The sequence below is a fragment of the Reyranella sp. genome (genome assembly GCF_965228225.1).
Lineage (GTDB): Bacteria > Pseudomonadota > Alphaproteobacteria > Reyranellales > Reyranellaceae > Reyranella.
Window position 1 is genome coordinate 1,741,892 of the sequence record NZ_OZ245801.1, and the last position, 21,569, is coordinate 1,763,460.

The window sequence follows — 21,569 nt, forward strand, 5'->3', positions numbered from 1 at the left end:
GGGATCATGGACACCAAGCACGTACCTGAAAGCCCGAACATCGTGACGCAGGATCATTCCGATCACGGTCCGCTCGCGGGGGAACTGATGGACCTGTACGTCGCCATGATGATCGTGATCCCGGTTGCCTTCGTGCTGAAATCTCTTTGGGTCTGAACGTCCTAGGCGACGCTGTTCAACGGCCTGAGCAACCCTGCCTTCGTTCGGACCGTTAACAGGCCCCAATCAGGAGGTATTCAGATGCGTTCCATCGCCACCGTGGCGGCATGCGCCGCTATCGCCGTCGTCTCGCTGCCGTTCGTCGCCGTCGCTCAGACGACCTCTCAAACCACTACGACCCAAAACGATGCCCAGACGATGTGGGAAAAGGTCAAGGGTAGCTGGAGCCAGACCAAAGGTGCCGTGAAAGAGCAGTGGGGCGAACTCACCGACGACGATCTCCTCGCCATCGAAGGCCGCCGGGACCAGCTCGTTGGTAAGATCCAGACCCGTTACGGCATCTCCCGGGAAGCCGCCGAAGCTCAGGTGGGTGCCTGGGAGAAGGGCCGACTGAAGAATATGTGAGGATCAGCCCATGAACCGCTATCTGACCCTTACAGCCGCCGCGGCGCTCGCGCTGCTAGCGGGAAGCCCGGCCATCGCCCAGATGCCGACCACCCAGGCGCCCGGTTCGGTCGGTGCTGGCGTCTCGAACGGTGGCATGACCCAGTTCAAGGACGAGCGGACCGGCAAGGTCTGGACGCCCGAGAACGTGAGCAAGGACAACCAGACGCCACAACAGCAGGCGGCCTCGCCCAGCACGTCAGCGGACAAGGCTTTCGATCCCAATAGCCAGTCGGCCGCCACCCAGGTGGTTGTCCAGCGGCCGCGCGGGAATCTTATGGGGGTGGTGCCGATCACGGCGGGGCCAACCGTGCCGGCCGTCGTCATCGACAGTCCGTGGCTGCAGGCGGTGCCGCAGCAGAACTGGTTGTCGGTCCTCTACGTCACCAACAACTCGGCCAATGTCGTCGAACCGGTGGTGGGGTGTGTGTTCACCAATGGCGGCCGACCGGTCCAGGATACACGTATCGTTCTCTCTCCGGCCGGCCCCGGCGAGCGGTGGGGCGTCCCCGTCTACGGGCCTCCCGTGTCGACGTTCGTGGATCGGGTGACATGCAGGCTTCTGTCGCCAGCGTAAGAGCTATCGTTTTCCGACCAGCGGATTGCGGGCCGGCCATTTCCGAAAGGGGTGGTCGGCCCGTTTCGTTTGCCTTGAAAGGTCGCTACGGTAACGGCTGGGGAAGAAGGGAATATGTTCATGCGTAAGATCGGGTTCGGGCGTCGGACGGCCATGGCGGGCGGAGTGGCTCTGGCGGGTGCATCTCTTATTCGGCCGCGGGAGGCACGGGCTGCCAAAGCGCTGACCGTCGTGCTCGAATCGGAAGTCACCATCCTCGATCCCCACGCCACCACGGCCGCGATCACCCGCACGTTCGGTCTGCACGTCTTCGACACGCTCTTCGCCATGAACGACAAGGGCGAGATCAAGCCGCAGATGGTCGAGAGCTACGACAGCAGCCCCGACAAGCTCACCTGGTCCTTTGTCCTGCGCGACGGGCTCAAGTGGCATGACGGCGCGCCGGTAACGGCCGAGGATTGCGTCGCGTCGCTCAAGCGCTGGTCGGTTCGCGATCCGCTGGGCAAGATGCTGATGGCGGATACCGCCACGCTCGAAGCGACGAACCCCAAGACCATCAAGTTCGTGCTGAAACAGCCTTTCCCGCTCCTCCTGGAGGTGCTGGGCAAGCCCAATGCGCCGCTGCCGGTGATGATGCCCGCCCGGCTTGCCGCGACCCCAGCGGACCAGCGCATCGCCGAGCCGATCGGCTCCGGGCCGTTCCGCTTCCTCAAGGATCAGTGGCGGCCCGGCAACGCCATGATCCTCGAGCGCAATGCCGCCTATATTCCACGCAAGGAGGCACCGGACTTCCTGACCGGTGGAAAGAACGTGAAGATCGACCAGCTGACGCTGCGCGTGATGCCGGATTCGTCGACGGGCGCCAATGCGCTGATCGCCGGCGAAATCGATTACATGCAGTATCTTCCGTTCGACATGCTGCCCGTCCTCGAGAAGGAAAAGTCCGTCAAGCTGCTCGGCCTGGGCGGGCTTCACCAGTTTCAGGGCAACTTCCGCCTCAACCATGCCTCCCCGCCGTTCGACAATCCGGCGGTGCGCAAGGTGATGTGGAAGCTCGTCGACCAGAATGCCACGCTGACGGCGATCGGCGTGCCCGACAAGTACCAGACGAAGGACTGCGGCTCCTTCTGGATGTGTGGCACTCCGTTCTCGACCGACGCGGGCGCCAGCGTCGCCAAGCTCGATCTGGCGGCGGCGCGCGCCGAACTCAAGGCCTCCGGTTACAAGGGTGAACCGGTGATCGTGCTGGAGGTGGCCGGTTCGATCAGCCAGACCGCGTCGCGCGTGCTCGTCCAGAACATGAAGGATGTCGGCTTCAACGTGGAGCAGCAGCCGCGCGACTGGCCTACCGTCCTGGCGCGTCGCGCCAAGAAGGACGGGTGGTCGATGTTCCCGGTCTATTCGAACGGCACGGACATGTTCTCGCCGCTGACGCACTTTTACGTGGCAGCCACCTGCAACGATTTTCCCGGCTGGTCCTGCGACAATCGCATCCCCGAGCTGCTGAAGGCCTTTACCCGGGCGGGCACCCTCGAGGAGCGCAAGAAGATCGCCACCGAGATTCAGGTGATCGCCTACGAACTCGTGCCGGCGCTGATGTGGGGTCAGTTTACCATCCCCGCCGGGTATAGAAGCGATCTAAAGGGCCTGATCCAGTCTTCCTATCCGATGTTCTGGGAAGTCGACCGCTAGGCAACCGCCACTGCCGGCTGGCCGTTCCGACGGTGCAATGCTGATCGATGCACCGTCGGGGATCAGGAAGGGATGAAGATGGACGTTACACACAACGCCGCACAACAACGATACGAACTGCCGGTTGAGCATGGCTTGGCGATCGCGGCTTATCGACAGCAGGGTGATGCGCGGATCTTCACCCACACGGAAGTGCCGCCGGAAGACGAGGGAAAGGGTATCGGCGCGCGTATCATCAAAGCGGCGCTGGACGACACGCGAAAGCAGGGCTTCAAGATCGTCCCGGCCTGCAGTTTCGTCGTCGCTTACGTCCGTCGCCACCCGGAGTATGACGACGGCGGGCGCTGATCAGGGCTTTACGACCAGAAAGGCGATCACGGTCGCCGTCGCCGTCGCGACGGTTCCCCAAGCCAAGTCCACTACGCTGACTGCCCATGGCCATCCGCGCAGGGTCGCGAGGTTCGTGAAGTCGTAGGCCCCGTAGACGCAGAACCCGAAAAACGCGCCGTAAAGCAGGGCGCTGGGCCAAGTCCCGGCCGTGAGTGACGGGGGAACGGCAAAGACGGCGATGCCGGCTGCGTGCACGAGATAAAACAGAATGGCCACGCCCCAGATCGGCTTGTCCTGGAGCATGGCGCCGAGCTGTGACTTGTAGAACTCGCGCGCAACGACGCCCAGCCACAGGGCGTCAATGACGGCCAGTACGCCCAAGGCTACCGCGTAACTGGCCATCAGGGTCTTCATCCGCTGAGCCTACTAGCCCAGCAGATACCAAGCCAGCCCCATGCCGCCGGCGGCACCCAGGAACGAGATGATGAGAACGGTCAGGACGCGACCGGTGGCGACGCCGCTACGGGCGTCGGTAGGCGTGACATCGGGCTGCATAATACCTCCGTGTTTGTAGGTGTTGCAGAGTCCAACGCCGCCTTGACAGGGAGGGTTGCCCGGCGGAACCGGCGCTCGCGCTCCAACGTTACCTGCACAACCCCTGCCAATGCTCGGAAGGAGCGACGAAATGTTGTATTGGGCTTTGATGTTTCTTGTGATTGCGCTGCTGGCCGGCATCTTCGGCTTCGGCGGTATCGCTTCGACCGCCACGGGCATCGCGCAGATTTTGTTCGTGATCGCGCTCGTGCTATTCGTCGTCAGCCTGTTCGCGGGCTTCGTGCGCCGTAATCTCTAGGCGAAGTGTTCCGGCAGCAGTCGGCGCGCGTCCCGTCCTGCAGCGAGATTCCAGCAATTGACGATGGCCACCCGGAACCCACCGGGTGGCATGGCACGGCGCTCCGGCGCCATGTTTTGATGAAAGGTGATCTGGACGCTCGACACATTAGGGCGGCCGTGCGGCCTGAAAAGGACCACGCTGTAGCCAGTCCTCTCGAGTGGTCGTCGAACGTCCAGTCTCCGCGCTCGTGGAGCCTGACAAGCGCTTCGACCCAGCCCCGGCCGTAGAGATCCGGCCATTGGTCGGCAAACCTCAAGTGAACTTCGATGATGAGGTCGCGGATCGTCTCCAGATTCGCCATGCCGGTGTAAACCCCAGATGCTGGCGGGACCACGCACCCGTGTAGGCCTCTGGCCGGGTTCGGCGCCCGTATGGACCTCCCAGTAATCGAACGTTCCGTCGGTGCCCGCGATGCCGTTCGCGTGACCCCATTACTGCGGTTCGCCGTCGACCAACGCCATGTCGCTGCTGACATGTGCTCTTTCGAGAAGCGGCATCCACATATGTGCCATGGGGCGCGGCGGGCAGGCCTTGGCGTGTCGCGACCGTCGCTTGTCGTAAACCCAGCGATAATTCGGCTTCCACAGCCAGGCGTCCGAATCCTCAGTTGGTATGAAGACGTCCGCAGGGCAGTCCACGTTCTCGAAATATTGAGCGCGCCACGGGCCGCTATCGCAAATCGGCACTTGCTTCCCTCATCTTCACGAGCAGACGCTGCAGGGTGAGCGTCGGGTAACACCCTTGCAACCGATCTGCGCGACCCCACGTTAGCCCACCGGAGGTACCGTGCCGAAACCGTTGATGCTTGCCGTGCAGTCGCACGATCTCCAGTCCTTCCAGCGTGTCCGGTCCCGTACCGAGGCGCTGGCGGCGCCCCTTTCACCGGAGGACCAGACCGTCCAGTCGATGCCGGACGCCAGTCCCACCAAGTGGCATCTCGCTCATACGACGTGGTTCTTCGAGACATTCGTGCTTCGTCCGCACGCATTCGGTTATCGAGTTTTTGACCCGAGCTACGAATACCTCTTCAACTCTTATTACGAGGCTGTAGGGCCGCGACATCCGCGTCCCCAAAGAGGCCTGATCACGCGCCCCGGCGTCGGAGAAGTGCTGGAATATCGCCATCACGTGACGGCGGCGATGCTCGACTTCCTGGGCGGAGATCATGCCGCCCAGGAACTCGTCGAACTTGGTCTGCATCACGAGCAGCAGCATCAGGAGCTAATCCTGATGGACATCAAGCATGCCCTGTCGATGAATCCACTGCGGCCGGCCTATCGTAGCGCGCGTCCCGCTACGAGGCACACCGACCCTCCGCTATCCTGGCGTGAATTCGAAGGCGGTCTCGTCGAGACCGGTCACGATGGCCGGGGGTTCGCCTTCGACAACGAGGGGCCGCGCCATCGCTGCTGGCTCGACGCCTTCGCTCTGGCAATGCTCCCCGTGAGTTGCGGCGAGTATCTCGACTTCATCGAGGATGGCGGCTACCGCCGGCCAGAATTCTGGCTTTCGGCCGGATGGGATTGCGTGAAGCAGCGCGATTGGGAGGCGCCTCTCTACTGGGAGAAGCGGGACGGCGCTTGGCACGTCTTTACGCTGTCGGGGCTCGAACTGGTCGATCCCAACCGGCCGGTCTGTCACGTCAGTGCCTTCGAAGCGGCGGCCTTTGCCAAATGGTCCGGTAAGCGGCTCCCGCGCGAAGCAGAGTGGGAGATTGCCGCCGACAGTATCGAGGGCACCGGCGAGGTCTGGGAATGGACGGCTAGTCCTTACATCGCCTATCCCGGCTATCGTGAACCCGCCGGTCCCGTCGGCGAGTACAATGGCAAGTTCATGGCCAACCAGATGGTGCTGCGCGGCGGCTGTGCGGCAACGTCCGCCGGGCATGTCCGCTCGACCTATCGCAATTTCTTCCCGCCTGACGCCCGATGGATGTTCGGCGGAATTCGACTCGCGGAGGATCTTCGATGAACGTGCCGCTTCTGGCGATGGACGAGGGCGAGCGGGCCGACCTCGACGCTTTCCGTCGAGACGTCCTCGCAGGCCTTGCCGAGGCGCCTCGTGCGATCCCGGCCAAGTATCTCTACGACGCCCGGGGCTCTGCACTCTTCGATGCGATCTGCGAGCAGCCGGAATATTATCCTACTCGTACCGAGGCGGCGATCCTGCGCCAGCGGGCTCAGGAGATCGCGCGCCTTGGCGGCCGCGGTTGTGCGCTGGTGGAGTATGGGAGTGGTTCTAGCGTCAAGACCCGATTGCTTCTCGAGGCAATGCCGGATTTGCACGCCTATGTGCCGATCGACATTTCGCGCCGGCACCTCGAGGCGACGGCGCGGCGTCTGCGTGAGGACTATCCCGGGCTGCGCGTGGATCCGGTGACCGGCGACTACATGGCGCTCGATGCGCTGCCCGATACGATCAGCGACGCCCGTCGCATAGGCTTCTTTCCCGGCTCCACGATCGGCAATCTGATGCCGGAGGAGGCCGTGCTGTTCCTGCGGCGCGCGCGGCGCCTGCTGCGCCCGGACGGTGCGCTTGTGCTGGGCGTCGACCTGAAGAAGGATCCTCAGTGGCTGCACGACGCCTACAACGATAGGGCGGGCGTCACGGCTCAGTTCACGCTGAACCTGCTGCGCCGCATGAATCGCGAGCTGGAGGCGACCTTCGACCTTTCGGCTTTCGCGCATGACGCATCGTACAACGAAGCGGCGGGTCGCATCGAAATCTACTTCCGCAGCTTGAGGGACCAGATGGTCACCATCGCGGGCAGCCGATTCCAGTTTGCCCAGGGCGAACGCATCCATACCGAATATTCGTACAAGTACGACCAAACCGAAATCGCCGAGCTGGCGCGACAGGGCGGTTTTTCCGTCGCCGCGTCGTGGACTGATCCGTCGCGGCTGTTCGCTGTCGCCTTTCTGAAATAGCCCCCAAATCGAGAAAGCCCGCCCCCGATGATGAGTCGGGAGCGGGCTTGGATCGGTTGGACGGGGAGAGAGGTGTCGCTGAGCGGGGGCAGAGGCAACACCAATTATCCAACCATGCAGGACCAACGGCGCCTTGTCCCGAATGGTTGCCAGCCACCGAAAATTATCCTCTCAATGGCTAAGTCTCTGATAAATCGGACTCAAACGTCTCGAGACGGGAACCTAGCTCCGCGTGCAGCATGTCATCCCGGATTTTGGGAAGCATCTGTCGAATCATTTTGACCTTTTCCGCCGACGGAGCGGCCTCGAGATCCGTCAGAAAGCGGACGATCTCTGCGCGTGTCGCGAAGCCCATGTAGGCGTCATCGGCTTCACGGGCCAGGCAGGCAGGAGAGGCGGGGGATTTGCCGGTCATCGGCTTACAGGGGGTGCCACCAGCGGCCCGCAAGAATCACCCCGGCCGACAGGAGCCGTCTGTCGCCGGTGAGTTTCTCGCCGATCGAATCGGCATAGTCGAATGTCCCGGTCGCCTGGTCGATCAAGGTGGCTTCGCCGACGCTGCCGACCTTCAGCGTGCCGAGGTCGGGCCTCCTGATGGCAGCGGCGGCATTGACGGTGGCGAGCTTGATGACGGTCGCGAGGTCGACACCCAGGCAGAGGAACTTCGACATGGTGGTGAGGAGGTCGAAGGCCGGGCCTTCGATCGAGATCGCATGCACGTCGGAGGAGATCACGTCCGGCAGGAAACCCGCGGCCAGCATCTTGCGCGTCGTGCCGAAGCCGAACGAGCCGCCGCCATGGCCGATGTCGAAGATAACGCCGCGCTCGCGCGCCGCCAGAATCTCGTCACGCACCTTACCGTCCGGCTGGACCGGCGCGTTCGGGAAGGGGCGGAAGCAATGGGTGAGAATATCGCCCGGGCGCAGGCGGCTCACGACCTCATGGCGGGAGGGCGGCGGCGAGTCGAGATGCGCCATCATCGGCAGGCCTGTCTCCTCCGCGACGTCGAGCGCGATGTCGAGCGGCATGATGCCCGAATCGCCGCTCGCCGATTTGCCGACGCGAACCTTTACGCCCAGCACCAGGTCCTTGTGTTCGCGCGCAACGCGGACCGCCTCGCGCGCATCGAGCAGGCGCATGTCGGCGCTCTCGCCCACCATGACCGACTTGGAGAAGGCGAAGATCCCGGGGAAGGAGACGTTGAGATACGGCAGGATCCGGACCGGGGACGTTTCGATCACGTGCCTGCGGAAGCCGTGGAAGTTGCCGGGTCCGGCGCTGCCGGCATCGATGAAGGTGGTGACGCCGCCCGATCGCGCGAGCAGCTCGGCCTCGACGCCGAGTGACGTGCCCCCCCAGTAGACATGCGTGTGAAGGTCGATAAGGCCCGGTGAGACGATCTTTCCCGCAACGTCGCGCGTATCCTGTCCTGACAGGCCATCGCCGATGGCGGCAACCTTGCCGCCGCTGAAGGCGATGTCGGTCACACGGTCGATACCTTGCGACGGATCGATCACGCGGCCGCCCTTGAGAACCAGATCGTTCATGCTCGCTTCTTCCTTCCAACGCCCATCACTTGCCCATCCTACTCCACTCGCGTCCCAGATCCCCATCCCGAGGCAGGGTCATGTTTTCGAGGCCCAGCCAGTCTGCCATCAGGCGAAGTTCCTCGCGCATCGGCGCGGCCACGTCGCGTGCCGCGACGCCGGGTTCGAGATGCGCCGCCGGCACCAGCAGCTTCGAGTTCGGCCGATCCGCCTTGAGGTCGACCCGGCCGACCAGGCGGTCGCCCAGAAGGAAGGGCAGGACGTAGTAGCCATGCTTGCGCTTGGCGACCGGCGTGTAGATCTCGATGCGATAGAAGAAATCGAAGATCCGCTCCGTGCGGTCGCGTTCCCAGATCAGCGGATCGAACGGCGCGAGCAGGGCGCGCGCTTCGATCCGGCGCGGCTGACGGGCGGCCGGGTCCAGATAGGCCGGCCGGCTCCAGCCTTCGACGTCGACCGACAGCAGGTCGCCGGCCTCGACGAGCTCGGCCAGGCGCGCCTTGGTGTCGGCGACCGGAAGGCGGAAATAGTCTCGCAGGTCGAACTCGGTCGCGATGCCCAGCGCCCGGGCCGAGAGTCGCAACAACTCGCGCTGTGCTTCGTCCGTCGAGGGCGTCGACAATGACTGAATCTCGGCCGGCAGGACACGCTCGGAGAGGTCGTAGACGCGCTCGAACGCGCCGCGTCGCGTGGCCGTGGTGACGATGCCGGCGAAGAACAGCCATTCGAGCGCCAGCTTGCCGTCGTTCCATCCCCACCAGGGGCCGCGCTTTGCTCCACCATCGGCGAGCTCGGAGGCGGCGAGGGGACCGCGCGCCTCGACCTGCCGGCGGACGTCCTCAATGTAGGTGGCCTTCTCGCGACGAAACTGCTGCAGCGTGCCTTTGCTGGTGCCTTCCAGGGCGCGCGCCATGCGCCAACGCAGCAGCGGGTGCAAGGCCAGCGGCAGCAGCGAAGCCTCGTGGGCCCAGAATTCGAACAGGCCACGGCGACTGCGGCTGCCCCAGGCCATCCCGTCGAGATGCGCGCTGTCATAACGACCCAGTCGCGAGAACAGTGGCAGATAGTGCGCCCGTGCAAGCACGTTGACCGAATCGATCTGCAGCAGGCCCAGCCTGTCGATGATTCGCTTCACATGGCCACGGTTGACGGTGCCGTCGGGTCGACCGATGCCGAAGCCTTGCGCCGCCAGCGCGATCCGCCGGGCGGACGCGGCACTTAGTTTCAATTTCAAGGACACGGCACCACCCTAATCCCCTCGTCGCCGCGCCCGCCACGGGATAACGGCGTTCAAGGGCGTTCGAGCCGCGTTAAGGCCTTGGCAACGGCTTCGGCCTGCCGGTTCGAGACGTGCCCGTTGGCCTTGAATTCGTTCACGACCTTCCTGAGGAACGGGCTGTGTTCGGCCTGCAATTCGGCACGCTTCATCAATGCCTCGTGGATATGGGCGGGGCCGCGATTGCGCGCCGCCTGGCGCGCGCGGAACACCCGGATGGCGACCGCCACGACGAACGCGACGCCGACGACGATCAGTATTTCGGTCAGCTGCATGGGACGAGCGCTGCTTGCAATGCTATCGGGCCAGCGCCGTTTCGGCCCGTTGGGCCATCGCCAGAAGGGGCCGGTCATGCAGGCGCGGCGCGACGATCTGCAGGCCCACGGGGAGGCCATCACGGCCGCTGCCGCACGGCACGGAAATCGCCGGCACGAGGGCGAGATTGAACAGAGGGGTAAACGCGGCGTGGCCGCGCGGCCCGACCTGCTTGCCCCCGATGATCCTGGGGTGGACGTGTTCGACGGGCCACGACACACACGCCGTCGTCGGGGTCAGGAGATAGTCGTACTCTGTGAAGAACTGCGCGACGGCGCGCGCGCACGCATCGGCGAAGCGAAAGGCCGCGACGACGTCGGTGCCTGGCACGGAGCGGCCGCGCTCGATCAGGCCGGCAATGTTTTCGCCGAACAGCTCGCTGTCGGCGGCGTGCCGCTCGCCGTAGAGAAGGGCGGAGGCTGCGCCGTTAACGGCCGAAAACGCGGTCTCGCTCGTCTCGTCGGGCCAGGTCACATCCGCCTCCTCGATACGCCAGCCCGAAGCACGCAGCTTCGCGACCGCCGTTTCGAACGCCGTCATGACGTCGGGATCGACCGCAACGCCAAGGCCGAGGCGCGGGCTCACGGCGATGCGCGGGGCGCTGGGCGGCGGGACGTCGAGCAGCGCTACGGAATGCGGGTCGCGCCGGTCGGGACCGGCCATCACTTCGAAGCCGACCTTGGCGTCGGCGACCGTGCGGCCCATCGGCGCCGTCACGCCGTAGAGCGGACCATAGGCACCACCGAATCCGAACGGAGACGGGATGGCGCCGGCCGACGTCTTGAGGCCGACGACGCCGCAATGCGAGGCGGGGCGGCGGCCGGAGCCGCCGCCATCGGTCCCCAGCGCAATGGGCGAGAAACCCGCCGCCAGCGCCGCCGCGGCGCCGCCCGAGGAGCCCCCCGGCGTCAGGGCGGGATTCATCGGATGACGTGACGGGCCGTAGACCTTGTTCTCGGTGTGACCCTTGGCCGCCATTTCCGGCGTGTTGGTCATGCCGAGGAAGATGCCACCCGCGGCCTTCAGCCGCTCGACCGCAAGGGCATCGCGCGGCGGCTTGAAGTTCTTGTAGAGCAGCGAGCCGTTGGTGACCGTGCGGCCCGCGACCCAGGTCGTGTCCTTCACGGTGTAGGGGACGCCGAGGATCGGACCATCGAAGCCCTGCTTGCACTTCGCGTCGACCGCGTCCGCGGCCGCGCGGGCCTCGGCCGGATCGAAGTCGACGATCGCGGTGAGTTGACCGTTCCGCGCCTCGACGCGGGCGATCGCCATTTCGGCCACGTCCCGGGCCTTCGTCTTGCCCGCCCGCACGGCGGCGGCGATGGCGGCGGCGCCCTGATCCAGCAACTCGGTCATGTTTTCCTCATTCACCCAACAGAGGTGCATGATAGCCTGCGCCGCCATGACGTTGGAGAGCGACCTCTATGCGCCCGTGAAGGTGCTCCTCGAAGGGCAGGGGTACGTCGTCAAGGGCGAGGTACGCGGCTGCGACGTGGTCGGAATCCGCGGTGCGGAGCCACCCGTCGTGGTGGAACTGAAGCGGACCTTCGGTCTGGGGCTGGTCCTGCAGGGCGTCGACCGGCTGGCGCTCAGCGAACTCGTCTATCTGGCGGTCGGCCAGTGGCCCAAGCAGATGAAGAATGTGAAGAAGCTCTGCCGCCGGCTGGGGCTGGGCTTCATCGTCGTGGCCAGTGGCAAGGCCGACGTGGTGCTCGATCCCGTTCCTTATACGCCGCGCCCGAACAAGCGAAAGGCGGGGCGCCTGTTGGGCGAGCACGCGCGTCGGGTCGGCGATCCCAATCTCGGCGGCCAGGCGATGCGGGCGCCATTGATGACGGCGTACCGGCAGGAGGCGCTGCGCTGTGCCGAGCTTCTGGCGGCGAACGGGCCGATGAAGGTGGCGGCGTTGCGCGAGTCCGGTCGGGCGCCCAAGGCGGCCCAGATCCTGCAAGCCGATGTCTATGGCTGGTTCGAGCGGGTGGAGCGCGGTGTCTATGCGATCACGCCGAAAGGGCGGCAGGGGCTGGCGCAGTTCGACCGGAAGGCAGACTAGATGCTGATTGCCCATTTGTCCGATCCCCATGTCCGTCCCGAGGGCGTGCTCTACCAGGGCGTGGTCGATTCCAACGCGCAGTTCGCGACAGCGATCGCGCAGGTCAACGCGCTCGATCCGCGGCCCGATCTGTTGCTGCTGACGGGCGACTTGGTGGATCATGGCCAGGGGGAGGAATACGCAACGCTTTCGCGGATGCTCGCGGACCTCGACGTCCCGCTGCTGGCGATCCCCGGCAATCACGACGAGCGCGAGGCCTTTCGACGGGCTTTCAGCGGACAACCGTGGCTGCCGGCCGAAGGCCCGATCCACTATGCGGTCGGTGACCGCGGCGCCGTGCGCATCGTGGCCCTCGACGTCACCTTGCCAGGTTTGCATCACGGCGCCGTGAGCGACGAGGGTGCCGCCTGGCTCGATCGCGTGCTGACAGAGGAGCCGCTGCGGCCGACGATCGTCATGATGCATCAGCCGCCCTTCGCCACCGGTATTCCCTACATGGATCCGTATGACTGCCGGGAAGGGCACAGGTTCGCCGCCGTCATCGCGCGTCATCCCCAGGTCGAGCGAATCCTCTGCGGCCATGTCCATCGCGTCATGCAGATGCGCTTCGGCGGCACGGTCCTGTGTACCGCGCCGTCCACCACCACGGCGATCGCCCTGCAGCTTCGCGCCGACGCTAGACCCGCCTCATACATCGAGCCGCCGGCGATGCTGCTGCATCACTGGCGGGTGGGGAGAGGTCTCGTCTCTCACGTCGTTCCGATCGGAACGTTCCCGGGGCCTTATCCCTTCGCCTGATTGCAACAATATGGATCCGCACGGGTGCAACCGGTCGGCCGTTCGGGCATTATCCCGCCCTGATGCGCACCCTCGAGATCGTCCACCGTACTCGCTACGAGTATTCCGAGCCGGTGACGCTCGGCGACCACCGGCTGATGTTCCGGCCCCGCGACAGCCATGACCTGCGTCTTCTCCACACCGGTTTGGTGATCGCACCCGCCGCGCAGGTCCGGTGGATCCACGACCCGTTCGGCAATTCGATCGCCATTGCCGCCTTCGAAGGCACGACCCAGATCCTGGAACTCGTCAGCACGATCGAGCTCGAGCATTTCGGCGTGCCCCCTGAGTTGCCGCCGATCGAGGAATTCGCGCGTACCTTGCCGTTCAGCTACGCATCCGAAGAGGCACCGGATCTCGCGCGTTACGTCGAGCGCTCGTATCCGGATCCCAACTCGAGCGTCGCCACCTGGACCAAGCAGTTCATGGAAGGCGAGGGCGGAAACGATACCTTCTCCCTGCTCAAGCGGCTCTGCATGGGTATCCAGGATAAGCTGAAATACGCCATGCGCTTCGAGCCCGGGACGCAGCTTCCGGCGGTTACGCTCGAGACGGGCGGCGGAACCTGCCGGGACTATGCTCTCCTGATGATCGAATGTTGCCGCTCGCTCGGCCTCGCGGCCCGTTTCATCACGGGCTACCTCTACGATCCCGCACTCGACGCCGCGCCGGGCGAGGCGACGACACATGCCTATCCTCATGCCTGGATGGAGGTCTACCTGCCGGGGGCCGGCTGGGTGGAGTTCGACCCCACCAACGGCATCGTCGGCAGCGAGCGTCTGATCCGTGTGGCCGTCGCCCGCGATCCCGAGCAGGCGATGCCGATCAAGGGCAGCTTCACGGGCTCGCCTGACGTGACGGTCAACGCCATGGTCGACGTACAGGTGCGGACACTGTCGCCGGTGCCCGTCCCTGAGACTTCGGTGCCGCTGGAAACCGGACCGTCGCAGGCTCCCATGCCATCCCCCGCGCCGGCACCGACACCGGAAGCTCAGGAACCGCCGACGCAAGCCCTTTGACATGGTGGCGCCGCAGCGGTTGAGTGCCCAATCATGCGGGGGGCGTTTCTGGGCATTTCGATAGAAGCGCTGATACGAGCGCTGCTCGGCCTTGGCGGAGTGCTTCTCGTTTGGCTCGTCTGGCCGGTGGCGAAGAGTGCCCTGCAGGCACAGCAGGCGGATGCGGCGACCACGGCGCTTCGTCTCAATCACAAGATCTCGCTCGTCGCGGTTTTGAATGCACTCGAGGCGCTCGACCGCGCTGTCGAGACCGATCCCACTGCCACTCGTCATCTGCAGCGGTCCGAGTTGCTGGCCGGCGCGGCCCTTTCGCCGCGTTTCACGCCGACCGACAGGCAGCGCGGCGAATGGCTGATGCGCGCGCAGGACGATCTCACATTCGGATTGGGCAACGATCCCGCCCGCGGTGTCGGATGGCTGAGGCTCGCATCCGTCAGGATGGCTCTCGAGGGGCCGTCACAGCGATCCCTCGCTCCGCTGCTGATGTCGATCGACACCGCCCCTATGCTTCTGCCCCTTTGGCCGGCGCGATTGAGACTGATCCTCGATCATTGGCAGGTTCTGACCGTTTCTCAGCGCGAGAAGGTGGCCGGCTACGTCGCTCGGACCTGGCAGCTTTCGGCCGGTCACGCCTGGTTCGCGGATGCGATTCGCACCCCCATCGATGAGCTTTTTGTCCGCTATTACGTACGCAACGAAGCTGGTGCGCAGGAGGCGCTCTCGCGTCTGCTGGAGGAGCGCCGGAGCAAAACCGAATGAGACGGGTGCACGAGAGCGGCGAGGCAGGGGAAGCATCCAAGGGGGGCGACTGGCGGGGCGTGGCCCGTCGCGCGATCGACAAGGGGTCCGTCTTCCTGTTCTTCGGTCTGGTCGGGTTCGCCGCCTTGCCCATGGGCGCAAATCGGGACTGGGCGTGGGCACCGCTTTCTATTTTGTTCGGCCTGATGGCTGTGCCTGTCGCGCTGGGCGTTGGCACGCGCGACGGGTATCGGGTTCCGGCGGCGGAGCGCGGCCCTCTGCTGTTGCTGGTGTGCTGCTGGTTTTTGTTTGCCGGCTTTTCGATCTGGCAGACCACGACGTGGACGCCGCTCACCGCCGACGCCTGGATGTTCGCTCGCGCCGCTGAAATCCTGGGCGAGGCCCATGTGCCCATTCCAGCGATCGCCGCCGACGCGGCCCGCAATTCGCTGCTGAAATGCCTCGCCTGCGCGCTGATCTTCCTGACCGCGCGCTCGCTGTGCCGGGACCGCAAAAATGCCAGATGGTCTCTCGTGGCGCTCGTAGCGAGCGGCGTGCTGGTCGTGAGTTACGGCATTGCCATGCAGGTTTCGACCAACTCCTGCTACCTCGGCAGCTATCTGCGCAAGCAATTCGAGTTCAACTCCGGCGACCGCTGCCTGATGGGCGGTACCTTCGTGAACAGCAACTCCTTCGCCTGTTACATGGGTATGTGTGCGGTGGCGGCCCTCGCACTCCTCTTCGGAGGAGAGCGTAAGAAGCACTCCTTGAGCTACGGATACCGCGAAGAGGAGGAGGTCCGCCTCATCGACTGGCTTACCATACCTCGCGTCGTCCTCCTGTCGGGCTCGCTGCTGATGCTGGGCGGGCTGCTGATCTCGGCATCGCGCGCGGGAGCGGGCGCGTCGGTGGCCGGAATGCTCATTTTCGGCCTGCTCATGGCGAGGGGACGTTGGAGGTCGCCCACCAGAGGGCGCGCGGTGTTCGTACTCGGGATTGCGGCCGTCCTGGTCGTGGGGATCATTGCCGGCAATGCCTTGATCGCCAAATTCGCGGCAGCGTCCGACGATACTTCGCGGCTGCGCATCTGGTCGGCAGCCTTCCAGGCCATTGGACTATCGCCGTGGCTGGGGTGGGGGCTGGGCGGCTTCGGCGACATCTTCGCGCTCTTGCAGCCGTCTGACAGCTTGCAGCCCAATGACGTCGCGCACTCCACACCGCTGGAGACCATCGTGGAACTGGGCGTGATCGCGGCCATCCCGGCATTTCTGGTGGTGTTGCTGCCTTGGGTCGTCTGCCTCCGCGGAGCGTTGCGGCGCCGGACCTCGCGGCGTTACCTTCCGGTGGCGGCATTCTCCGCTGCTGCCGTCTCCATTTTGCATTCCCTTGTCGATTTCAGCCTGCAGATACCAGCCATTGGGTTCATGACGGCGGCTCTGCTCGGCATGGGCTGGGTTCAGTCCTTCGGTCGGAGGGACGGCGTGGAGGCCAGTGTGACGCCCGAAGGCTATTGACATAATAAGCATTTCGAATGCAATTATGGCGTCGGGTGCGCAAATCCAAGTGGGGGGCTTTGCGCGTAGCTTGGTTGTGGGTCTGGCCGTTTCTTGGGGAGGCGGCCCGAAACCAATAATGGGAATCGGCGTGCAAAGAGATGTCACGGCCGGGGTCGGTATGTCTTCCGCCGATCGCCGGACGACCGCCACGCCGCGCATGCGGTCGGCGCCTCAGCGCTTCATCGAAACCTGGGTCGACGCGGCCCTAGGGTTCCTTTTCTGCGTTGTACTGCCGATTCCGATCTATGCGAACGACGAACCCTTCATCGGCCCTTTCGACGCTTCGGAACTCACGATCCTCGTGACGGTCGTTGCCTACGTGACGGTTTGGTATTGCGGCCGCAGGCTCGAGGCTTTTCCCGGCGCCGGCCTCAATGTCGCGCACGTCGCACCCGTGGCGGTCATCACCTATGCGCTGATCGCCGCGGTATTGCTCCTCCTGCGTCTCGACTATTCGCGCGTCCAGCTGTTCGGAAGCGGCATCCTAACGGTGCTGTGGATGGCGGTGATCGCGGAACTCCGGGCGCGGTATCTCGTCCGCAACTACGCCGTGACACCGCGGTCCGCAATTGCCGCGATGCCGAAGCTCCCGACATGCCGTTGGCTCGACTTCGACGATGTCCGTCGTCGCGGCCTCAGGGTCGATGCGATCGTCGCGGACCTTGGCGGTGAGCTCGAGGAGGGGACGCTCGCGGCACTGGCTGACGCCGCCATTGCCGGCGTGCCGGTGCTGGACAGGCGATATGTTGTGGAGACGATGACGGGCCGGACGCCGCTCAGCGGCCTGTCGCCCAACGAATTCGGCTCGCTCCTGCCGTCGCGCCAGTATCTGGTCGTCCGGCGAGCGATCGAATGGGGCCTGACCGTTCTCCTGTTGCCCCTTTTCCTGCCAGTGCTGGCGGTCGTGGCCCTGATCGTGCGGCTGGACAGTCCCGGGCCGGTCTTCTTTCTGCAGACGCGCATCGGTCGGCGCGGGCGGCCGTTCCGGATGATCAAGTTCCGGACCATGTTCGTCGGTGTGCCCGGGCCCAGCTTCACGACGTCGGCCGACCCGCGCATCACGCGCAGTGGGCATTTCCTGCGGCTTTGCCGACTCGACGAGCTGCCGCAACTCTTCAATATCCTGAAAGGCGACATGAGCTGGGTCGGCCCCCGGCCCGAGGCCGCCTCGCTCGAAGAGGGCTACGTCCGCGACATCGAGTACTTCGCCCTGCGTGGCATCGTGCGGCCCGGCATTACCGGCTGGGCTCAGGTCAACCAGGGCTATGCCTACGAAGCCGACGCGATGCGGTCCAAGCTCGAATACGACCTCTATTATCTGAAGCATTGCTCGCTCTGGCTCGATCTGGTCATCGTGCTCAGGACCTTCGCCGTGGTGCTCCGCGGCACCGGCGCGCGTTAGGATCGGGCGAACATCATGTGCGGCATTGCAGGGATACACGCCTATCTCGACGTGGCGCCGCCGGTGGACCGGGGCGAACTCGTCCGCATGAACCAGCGCATGATCTCGCGGGGGCCCGACGGCAGCGGCCTGTGGTTGAGCGACGAGGGTCGCACCGGATTCGGCCATCGGCGGCTGGCCATCATCGATCTGTCCGAGGGGGGGGCGCAGCCGATGCGCAGCGCCGACGGCCGGTTCACGATCACGTTCAATGGAGAGATCTACAATTATCGCGAGCTGCGCGCCGAGCTGCAGGCGGCGGGTCGCACATTTCGCAGTGAATCCGACACTGAAGTCCTCCTGCAATTGTACGCGGAGTACGGGGCGGCCATGGTCGGCCGGCTCCGGGGCATGTTCGCCTTCGGCCTGTGGGATGCGGGCAAGAGGACGCTGCTCCTCGCGCGCGACCCTCTCGGCATCAAGCCGCTCTACTGGGCCGATGATGGCTGGACCCTGCGCTTCGCGTCCCAGGCCAAGGCGTTGCTGGCGGGCGGCGCGGTGTCGCGCGATCCCGACCCTGCCGGCATCGTGGGTTTCCATCTTTTCGGCAGCGTGCCCGAACCCTTCACGGTGTGGCGCAGCATCCAGTCACTGCCGGCCGGAACCACGCTCACCGTGGACGCCACCGGCCCGGGCATGCCGCTGCGCTACTACGACGTCGCGACCGCGCTGACCGAGCGAGCGGCATCGACCGGAAGGGCGGAGAACGCGCGCGCGCTCATCGCCGAGGCGGTGCGCGATTCCGTTCGGCATCACCTCATTGCAGACGTACCGGTCGCGGTATTCGTGTCGGCCGGCATCGATTCCGGCGCGCTGCTCGGAACGATGAGCGCGCTCGGTGTACGCGACATCACCGCCGTGACCTTGGGATTCCAGGAATTCGAGGGGCAGCCGCTCGACGAGGCGCCGCTGGCGGCGAAGGTCGCGGCGCGATACGGCGCGCGCCACATTGTGCGGACCGTCGGCCGGGCGGAGTTCGAGCGCGATCTGCCCGCTTTGCTGGACGCGATGGATCTGCCGACGGTGGACGGCATCAACACCTGGTTTGTCGCCAAGGCTGCGCGCGAAGCCGGGATCAAGGTCGCGCTGAGTGGCCTGGGCGCCGATGAGTGCTTTGGTGGCTATCCGTCCTTTACCGACGTACCGCGCAGCGTCCACTGGCTGCGGCCGGTGTCCTGGGTTCCGGGTCTGGGGGCGCTGGTGCGGCGTGGTCTCTCGGGGGCGATCGCTGCCGGGTTGCGTCTGCATCCCAAGGCCGCCGGGGTACTGCAGTACGGTGGCAGCTGGGCGGGTGCCTATCTTCTGCGGCGCGGCGTCTACATGCCCTGGGAACTCGACGAGGTGCTCGATCCCGCGCTGGCCGAGGAGGGGATGCGTCGCCTGGCGCCGCTCAGCCGCATCGCTGCGGCGATCGGGACCGGCCCTGCGCTCGGCGACTTCGATCGGGTGGCTGCGCTCGAGACGTCGCTTTACATGCGCAACCAGCTTCTGCGCGATGCGGACTGGGCGGGCATGGCTCATGGCGTCGAGATTCGGGTGCCGTTCGTCGACGCCTTCTTCCTGTCCGCATTGCCTGCGGGTCCGGTTCTGGCCGGCGTGAATGCCAAGGACGCGATCGCCGAAGTCCCCGAACCGCCACTCCCGGATGAGGTCCGTCACCGGCGCAAGACCGGCTTCTCGACACCGGTCGGTCGATGGCTGCGCGAGGCGAGTGGTGCGCCGCCGCAGCAGGGCATCGATCTTTCGGCGGCGTCGCGGGCATGGGCACGTGAGATCTGGCGCGCCGGCTGGGCCGGGCCGGCTGCGGCCTGAGCGATACGATGGGATCTCGCATCCTTGCTCTCGTCGGCGACTGCTATGGCGCGCGCGGCGGTATCGCGCGTTACAATCAGGACCTGTTCGAGGCCCTCGCCGACGGCCGCACCGAGATCCTGGTCCTGCCACGTCATGGGGATGCGGGCGGTAAGGGGCTACCGCCCGGCGTGCGCCAGACTCCAGCAATCTTCGGGCGCTTGAGGTATTCACTGGCGGCGATCGTCGCCGCCTGGCGCTTCCGGCCCTTCGATACCGTGTTCTGCGGTCACGTCTTCATGGCGCCCCTGGGCTTCCTGCTCGCCCGCATGTTTGGCGCACGTTACTGGGTGCAAGCCCATGGCACCGACGTCTGGAAGGACCGTCGTGGCCTGGTGCGGCGGCTTATCGAGTATGCAGACCTGGTGACGACCGTCAGCCGCGAGACGCGCCGCGTCCTGCTGGCCTGGGTCGACCTGCCGCCCGAGCGGGTGCGGGTCTTGCCCGATACGGTACAGGACGTCTTCACCCCTGGACCGCCATCGCCGGCGCTGCGCGACAGGCTGGGGCTCGGCAAGGGCCCGATCCTGCTGACTGTCGGACGGCTTGCGGCGAACGAGCGTTACAAGGGGCATGAAGCGATCTTTGGTGTTCTTGGCGATCTGCGCGCGCAGTTCCCTGACCTGGTTCACCTGGTCGCGGGAGACGGCGATGACCGGCCTCGCCTCGCGGCGATCGCCGAACAGAAGGCTCCCGGTGCGGTGCGCTTCCTTGGCTTCGTGCCTGATGCCGACCTTCCGGATCTCTATCGTCTGGCGGATCTCTACGTGATGCCGAGCACGGAAGAGGGTTTCGGGATCGTCTACCTCGAGGCCGCTGCCTGCGGCCTGCGGGTCGTCGGCGGCAAAGGCGGTGGTACTGCCGACGCCATTCCAGACGAGCGCGTCGGCACCATCGTCGATCCAGCCGACCGGCCCGCGCTGCTGGCGGCGATCTTGCAGCAACTGCACCGGGGCCGGGCCGATCCGGCGGCCGTCGAGCCCTATCGACGCGCCCATTTTGCCGCCGCCGCGCGCGCACTCTCTGCTCGCTTGACGGCCCAACCGCGTCGTATGACTTCCGGCCTATGATTAGCAGCGATCGACCTTCCCAGCGGCTCATCCTCGAAGCCGGACGTGCCGACCGTCAGTATTGGAGCGATCTGTGGCGGTACCGGGAGCTGTTCTTCATCCTGGCCTGGCGCGACGTCTCGGTGCGCTACAAGCAGACGGTGATTGGCGTGGCCTGGGCCTTCGTGCGGCCGTTCATGACGATGATCGTCTTCACGGTGGTGTTCGGCCAACTGGCAAAGCTGCCGACCGAGGGTAACGCGCCTTATGCGATCCTGGTCTTCGCAGGCCTACTTCCCTGGACGCTCGCGACCTCGATCCTGACCGACGCGTCAAACAGCGTGCTGACGAATTCGCAACTCGTGAGCAAAGTCTACTTTCCGCGGATCATCATTCCCCTCTCCACGGTGATGGTCGCTCTGGTGGACTTCGGTGTCAGTCTCTTCATCCTGGCAGGGGTCATGGCGTGGTATGGAATGATGCCCGACTGGCACATCCTGCTGCTGCCTGTGTTCGTCGTGCTGGCCCTGCTGGTGGCCCTCGGCCCGGCGCTCTGGGCGGCCGCGACGATCGTCAAGTATCGCGACTTCCGTTTCGTCATCCCCTTCGTCGTGCAGATAGGGCTCTATGTCTCGCCGGTCGGCTTCTCCGCCAAGGTCGTGCCACCGGAGTGGCAGCTTCTCTACAGCATGAACCCCATGGTGGGCGTGATCGACGGCTTTCGCTGGGCCATTCTCGGTGGCGCCAGCCCGCTGCATCTGCCGGGATTTGCGGTCAGTATGATGGTGGCCGCCGGCATGCTCTGGCTGGGCATTCACACGTTCCGCCGCACCGAGCGCGGCTTCGCCGATCTGATCTGAGCC

The 21,569-nt window shown here is 65.3% G+C and carries 24 protein-coding genes; 17 read left to right on the top strand and 7 right to left on the bottom strand.

Annotated elements, in window-relative coordinates; all coding sequences use genetic code 11:
• The first annotated feature begins 6 nt into the window (after nt 1–6).
• From ACO07K_RS08370 to ACO07K_RS08390, 5 genes are all read left to right on the top strand, one after another.
• Nucleotides 7–156 (top strand): hypothetical protein, encoded by a 150-nt coding sequence (locus ACO07K_RS08370; RefSeq protein ID WP_422035457.1) that lies wholly within the window; start codon nt 7–9, stop codon nt 154–156.
• Nucleotides 157–240: 84 nt separating this feature from the next.
• On the top strand, nt 241–564 hold the full coding sequence (locus ACO07K_RS08375; protein ID WP_422035458.1) for a CsbD family protein: 324 nt from the start codon (nt 241–243) through the stop codon (nt 562–564).
• A 10-nt stretch (nt 565–574) separates the two neighbouring features.
• Nucleotides 575–1,180, top strand: a complete 606-nt coding sequence (locus ACO07K_RS08380; protein WP_422035459.1) for a hypothetical protein — start codon at nt 575–577, stop codon at nt 1,178–1,180.
• A gap of 120 nt (nt 1,181–1,300) precedes the next feature.
• Complete coding sequence (locus ACO07K_RS08385; protein WP_422035460.1) at nt 1,301–2,872, top strand: ABC transporter substrate-binding protein; 1,572 nt, start codon at nt 1,301–1,303, stop codon at nt 2,870–2,872.
• 72 nt (nt 2,873–2,944) lie between these two features.
• Nucleotides 2,945–3,220 carry a GNAT family N-acetyltransferase gene (locus ACO07K_RS08390; protein ID WP_422035461.1) on the top strand — a complete coding sequence of 92 codons (276 nt, stop codon included), beginning with the start codon at nt 2,945–2,947 and terminating at the stop codon, nt 3,218–3,220.
• Here ACO07K_RS08390 and ACO07K_RS08395 read toward each other — a convergent pair whose 3' ends face one another.
• Nucleotides 3,221–3,616: a DUF2177 family protein gene (locus ACO07K_RS08395; RefSeq protein ID WP_422035462.1), complete on the bottom strand. Its 396-nt coding sequence runs from the start codon at nt 3,614–3,616 to the stop codon at nt 3,221–3,223.
• Between the two features lie 12 nt (nt 3,617–3,628).
• On the bottom strand, nt 3,629–3,757 hold the full coding sequence (locus tag ACO07K_RS08400) for a hypothetical protein (protein WP_422035464.1): 129 nt from the start codon (nt 3,755–3,757) through the stop codon (nt 3,629–3,631).
• Between the two features lie 130 nt (nt 3,758–3,887).
• Here ACO07K_RS08400 and ACO07K_RS08405 point away from each other — a divergent pair, with 130 nt between their 5' ends.
• The 3 genes from ACO07K_RS08405 to egtD all read left to right on the top strand — a co-directional run bounded on the left by ACO07K_RS08405 (nt 3,888) and on the right by egtD (nt 7,024).
• Nucleotides 3,888–4,055 (top strand): DUF1328 domain-containing protein, encoded by a 168-nt coding sequence (locus ACO07K_RS08405; RefSeq protein ID WP_422014754.1) that lies wholly within the window; start codon nt 3,888–3,890, stop codon nt 4,053–4,055.
• A gap of 828 nt (nt 4,056–4,883) precedes the next feature.
• Complete coding sequence (egtB, locus tag ACO07K_RS08410; protein ID WP_422035465.1) at nt 4,884–6,068, top strand: ergothioneine biosynthesis protein EgtB; 1,185 nt, start codon at nt 4,884–4,886, stop codon at nt 6,066–6,068.
• Nucleotides 6,065–7,024 carry an L-histidine N(alpha)-methyltransferase gene (gene egtD / locus ACO07K_RS08415; RefSeq protein ID WP_422035466.1) on the top strand — a complete coding sequence of 320 codons (960 nt, stop codon included), beginning with the start codon at nt 6,065–6,067 and terminating at the stop codon, nt 7,022–7,024. The genes egtB and egtD overlap by 4 nt, the downstream gene beginning before the upstream one ends.
• A 178-nt stretch (nt 7,025–7,202) precedes the next feature.
• On the opposite strand, the gene ACO07K_RS08420 is transcribed toward egtD, so the two are convergent.
• The 5 genes from ACO07K_RS08420 to ACO07K_RS08440 are packed head-to-tail and all read right to left on the bottom strand — an operon-like array spanning nt 7,203 to nt 11,518.
• Entirely contained in the window at nt 7,203–7,439 is a 237-nt protein-coding gene (locus ACO07K_RS08420; protein WP_422035467.1) for a hypothetical protein, read from the bottom strand.
• Between the two features lie 4 nt (nt 7,440–7,443).
• Entirely contained in the window at nt 7,444–8,571 is a 1,128-nt protein-coding gene (locus ACO07K_RS08425) for an amidohydrolase/deacetylase family metallohydrolase (RefSeq protein WP_422035469.1), read from the bottom strand.
• Nucleotides 8,572–8,596: 25 nt separating this feature from the next.
• Nucleotides 8,597–9,805, bottom strand: coding sequence for a winged helix-turn-helix domain-containing protein (locus tag ACO07K_RS08430; protein WP_422036642.1), 1,209 nt, complete (start codon nt 9,803–9,805; stop codon nt 8,597–8,599).
• A 56-nt stretch (nt 9,806–9,861) separates the two neighbouring features.
• The gene (locus ACO07K_RS08435) at nt 9,862–10,122 is read right to left on the bottom strand and encodes a hypothetical protein (protein WP_422035470.1); all 261 of its coding nucleotides are present in this window, start codon (nt 10,120–10,122) and stop codon (nt 9,862–9,864) included.
• Between the two features lie 22 nt (nt 10,123–10,144).
• On the bottom strand, nt 10,145–11,518 hold the full coding sequence (locus ACO07K_RS08440) for an amidase (protein ID WP_422035471.1): 1,374 nt from the start codon (nt 11,516–11,518) through the stop codon (nt 10,145–10,147).
• Between the two features lie 28 nt (nt 11,519–11,546).
• Between ACO07K_RS08440 and ACO07K_RS08445 the strand changes: the two genes are divergently transcribed.
• From ACO07K_RS08445 to ACO07K_RS08485, 9 genes are all read left to right on the top strand, one after another.
• Nucleotides 11,547–12,215 carry a DUF2161 domain-containing phosphodiesterase gene (locus tag ACO07K_RS08445; RefSeq protein ID WP_422035472.1) on the top strand — a complete coding sequence of 223 codons (669 nt, stop codon included), beginning with the start codon at nt 11,547–11,549 and terminating at the stop codon, nt 12,213–12,215.
• Entirely contained in the window at nt 12,216–13,013 is a 798-nt protein-coding gene (locus tag ACO07K_RS08450) for a phosphodiesterase (RefSeq protein WP_422035473.1), read from the top strand.
• A 62-nt stretch (nt 13,014–13,075) separates the two neighbouring features.
• The gene (locus ACO07K_RS08455; protein ID WP_422035474.1) at nt 13,076–14,071 is read left to right on the top strand and encodes a transglutaminase family protein; all 996 of its coding nucleotides are present in this window, start codon (nt 13,076–13,078) and stop codon (nt 14,069–14,071) included.
• 33 nt (nt 14,072–14,104) lie between these two features.
• A complete protein-coding gene (locus ACO07K_RS08460) occupies nt 14,105–14,830 on the top strand; it encodes a hypothetical protein (RefSeq protein WP_422035475.1) in 726 nt (241 codons plus the stop codon).
• Nucleotides 14,827–16,323, top strand: coding sequence for an O-antigen ligase family protein (locus tag ACO07K_RS08465; protein ID WP_422035476.1), 1,497 nt, complete (start codon nt 14,827–14,829; stop codon nt 16,321–16,323). The genes ACO07K_RS08460 and ACO07K_RS08465 overlap by 4 nt, the downstream gene beginning before the upstream one ends.
• Nucleotides 16,324–16,483: 160 nt before the next feature.
• Complete coding sequence (locus ACO07K_RS08470; RefSeq protein ID WP_422035477.1) at nt 16,484–17,767, top strand: sugar transferase; 1,284 nt, start codon at nt 16,484–16,486, stop codon at nt 17,765–17,767.
• Between the two features lie 15 nt (nt 17,768–17,782).
• Nucleotides 17,783–19,618, top strand: a complete 1,836-nt coding sequence (gene asnB, locus ACO07K_RS08475; protein ID WP_422035478.1) for an asparagine synthase (glutamine-hydrolyzing) — start codon at nt 17,783–17,785, stop codon at nt 19,616–19,618.
• Nucleotides 19,619–19,626: 8 nt separating this feature from the next.
• Complete coding sequence (locus ACO07K_RS08480) at nt 19,627–20,727, top strand: glycosyltransferase family 4 protein (RefSeq protein ID WP_422035479.1); 1,101 nt, start codon at nt 19,627–19,629, stop codon at nt 20,725–20,727.
• On the top strand, nt 20,724–21,566 hold the full coding sequence (locus ACO07K_RS08485) for an ABC transporter permease (RefSeq protein ID WP_422035480.1): 843 nt from the start codon (nt 20,724–20,726) through the stop codon (nt 21,564–21,566). The genes ACO07K_RS08480 and ACO07K_RS08485 overlap by 4 nt, the downstream gene beginning before the upstream one ends.
• The last annotated feature ends 3 nt before the right edge of the window (nt 21,567–21,569 follow it).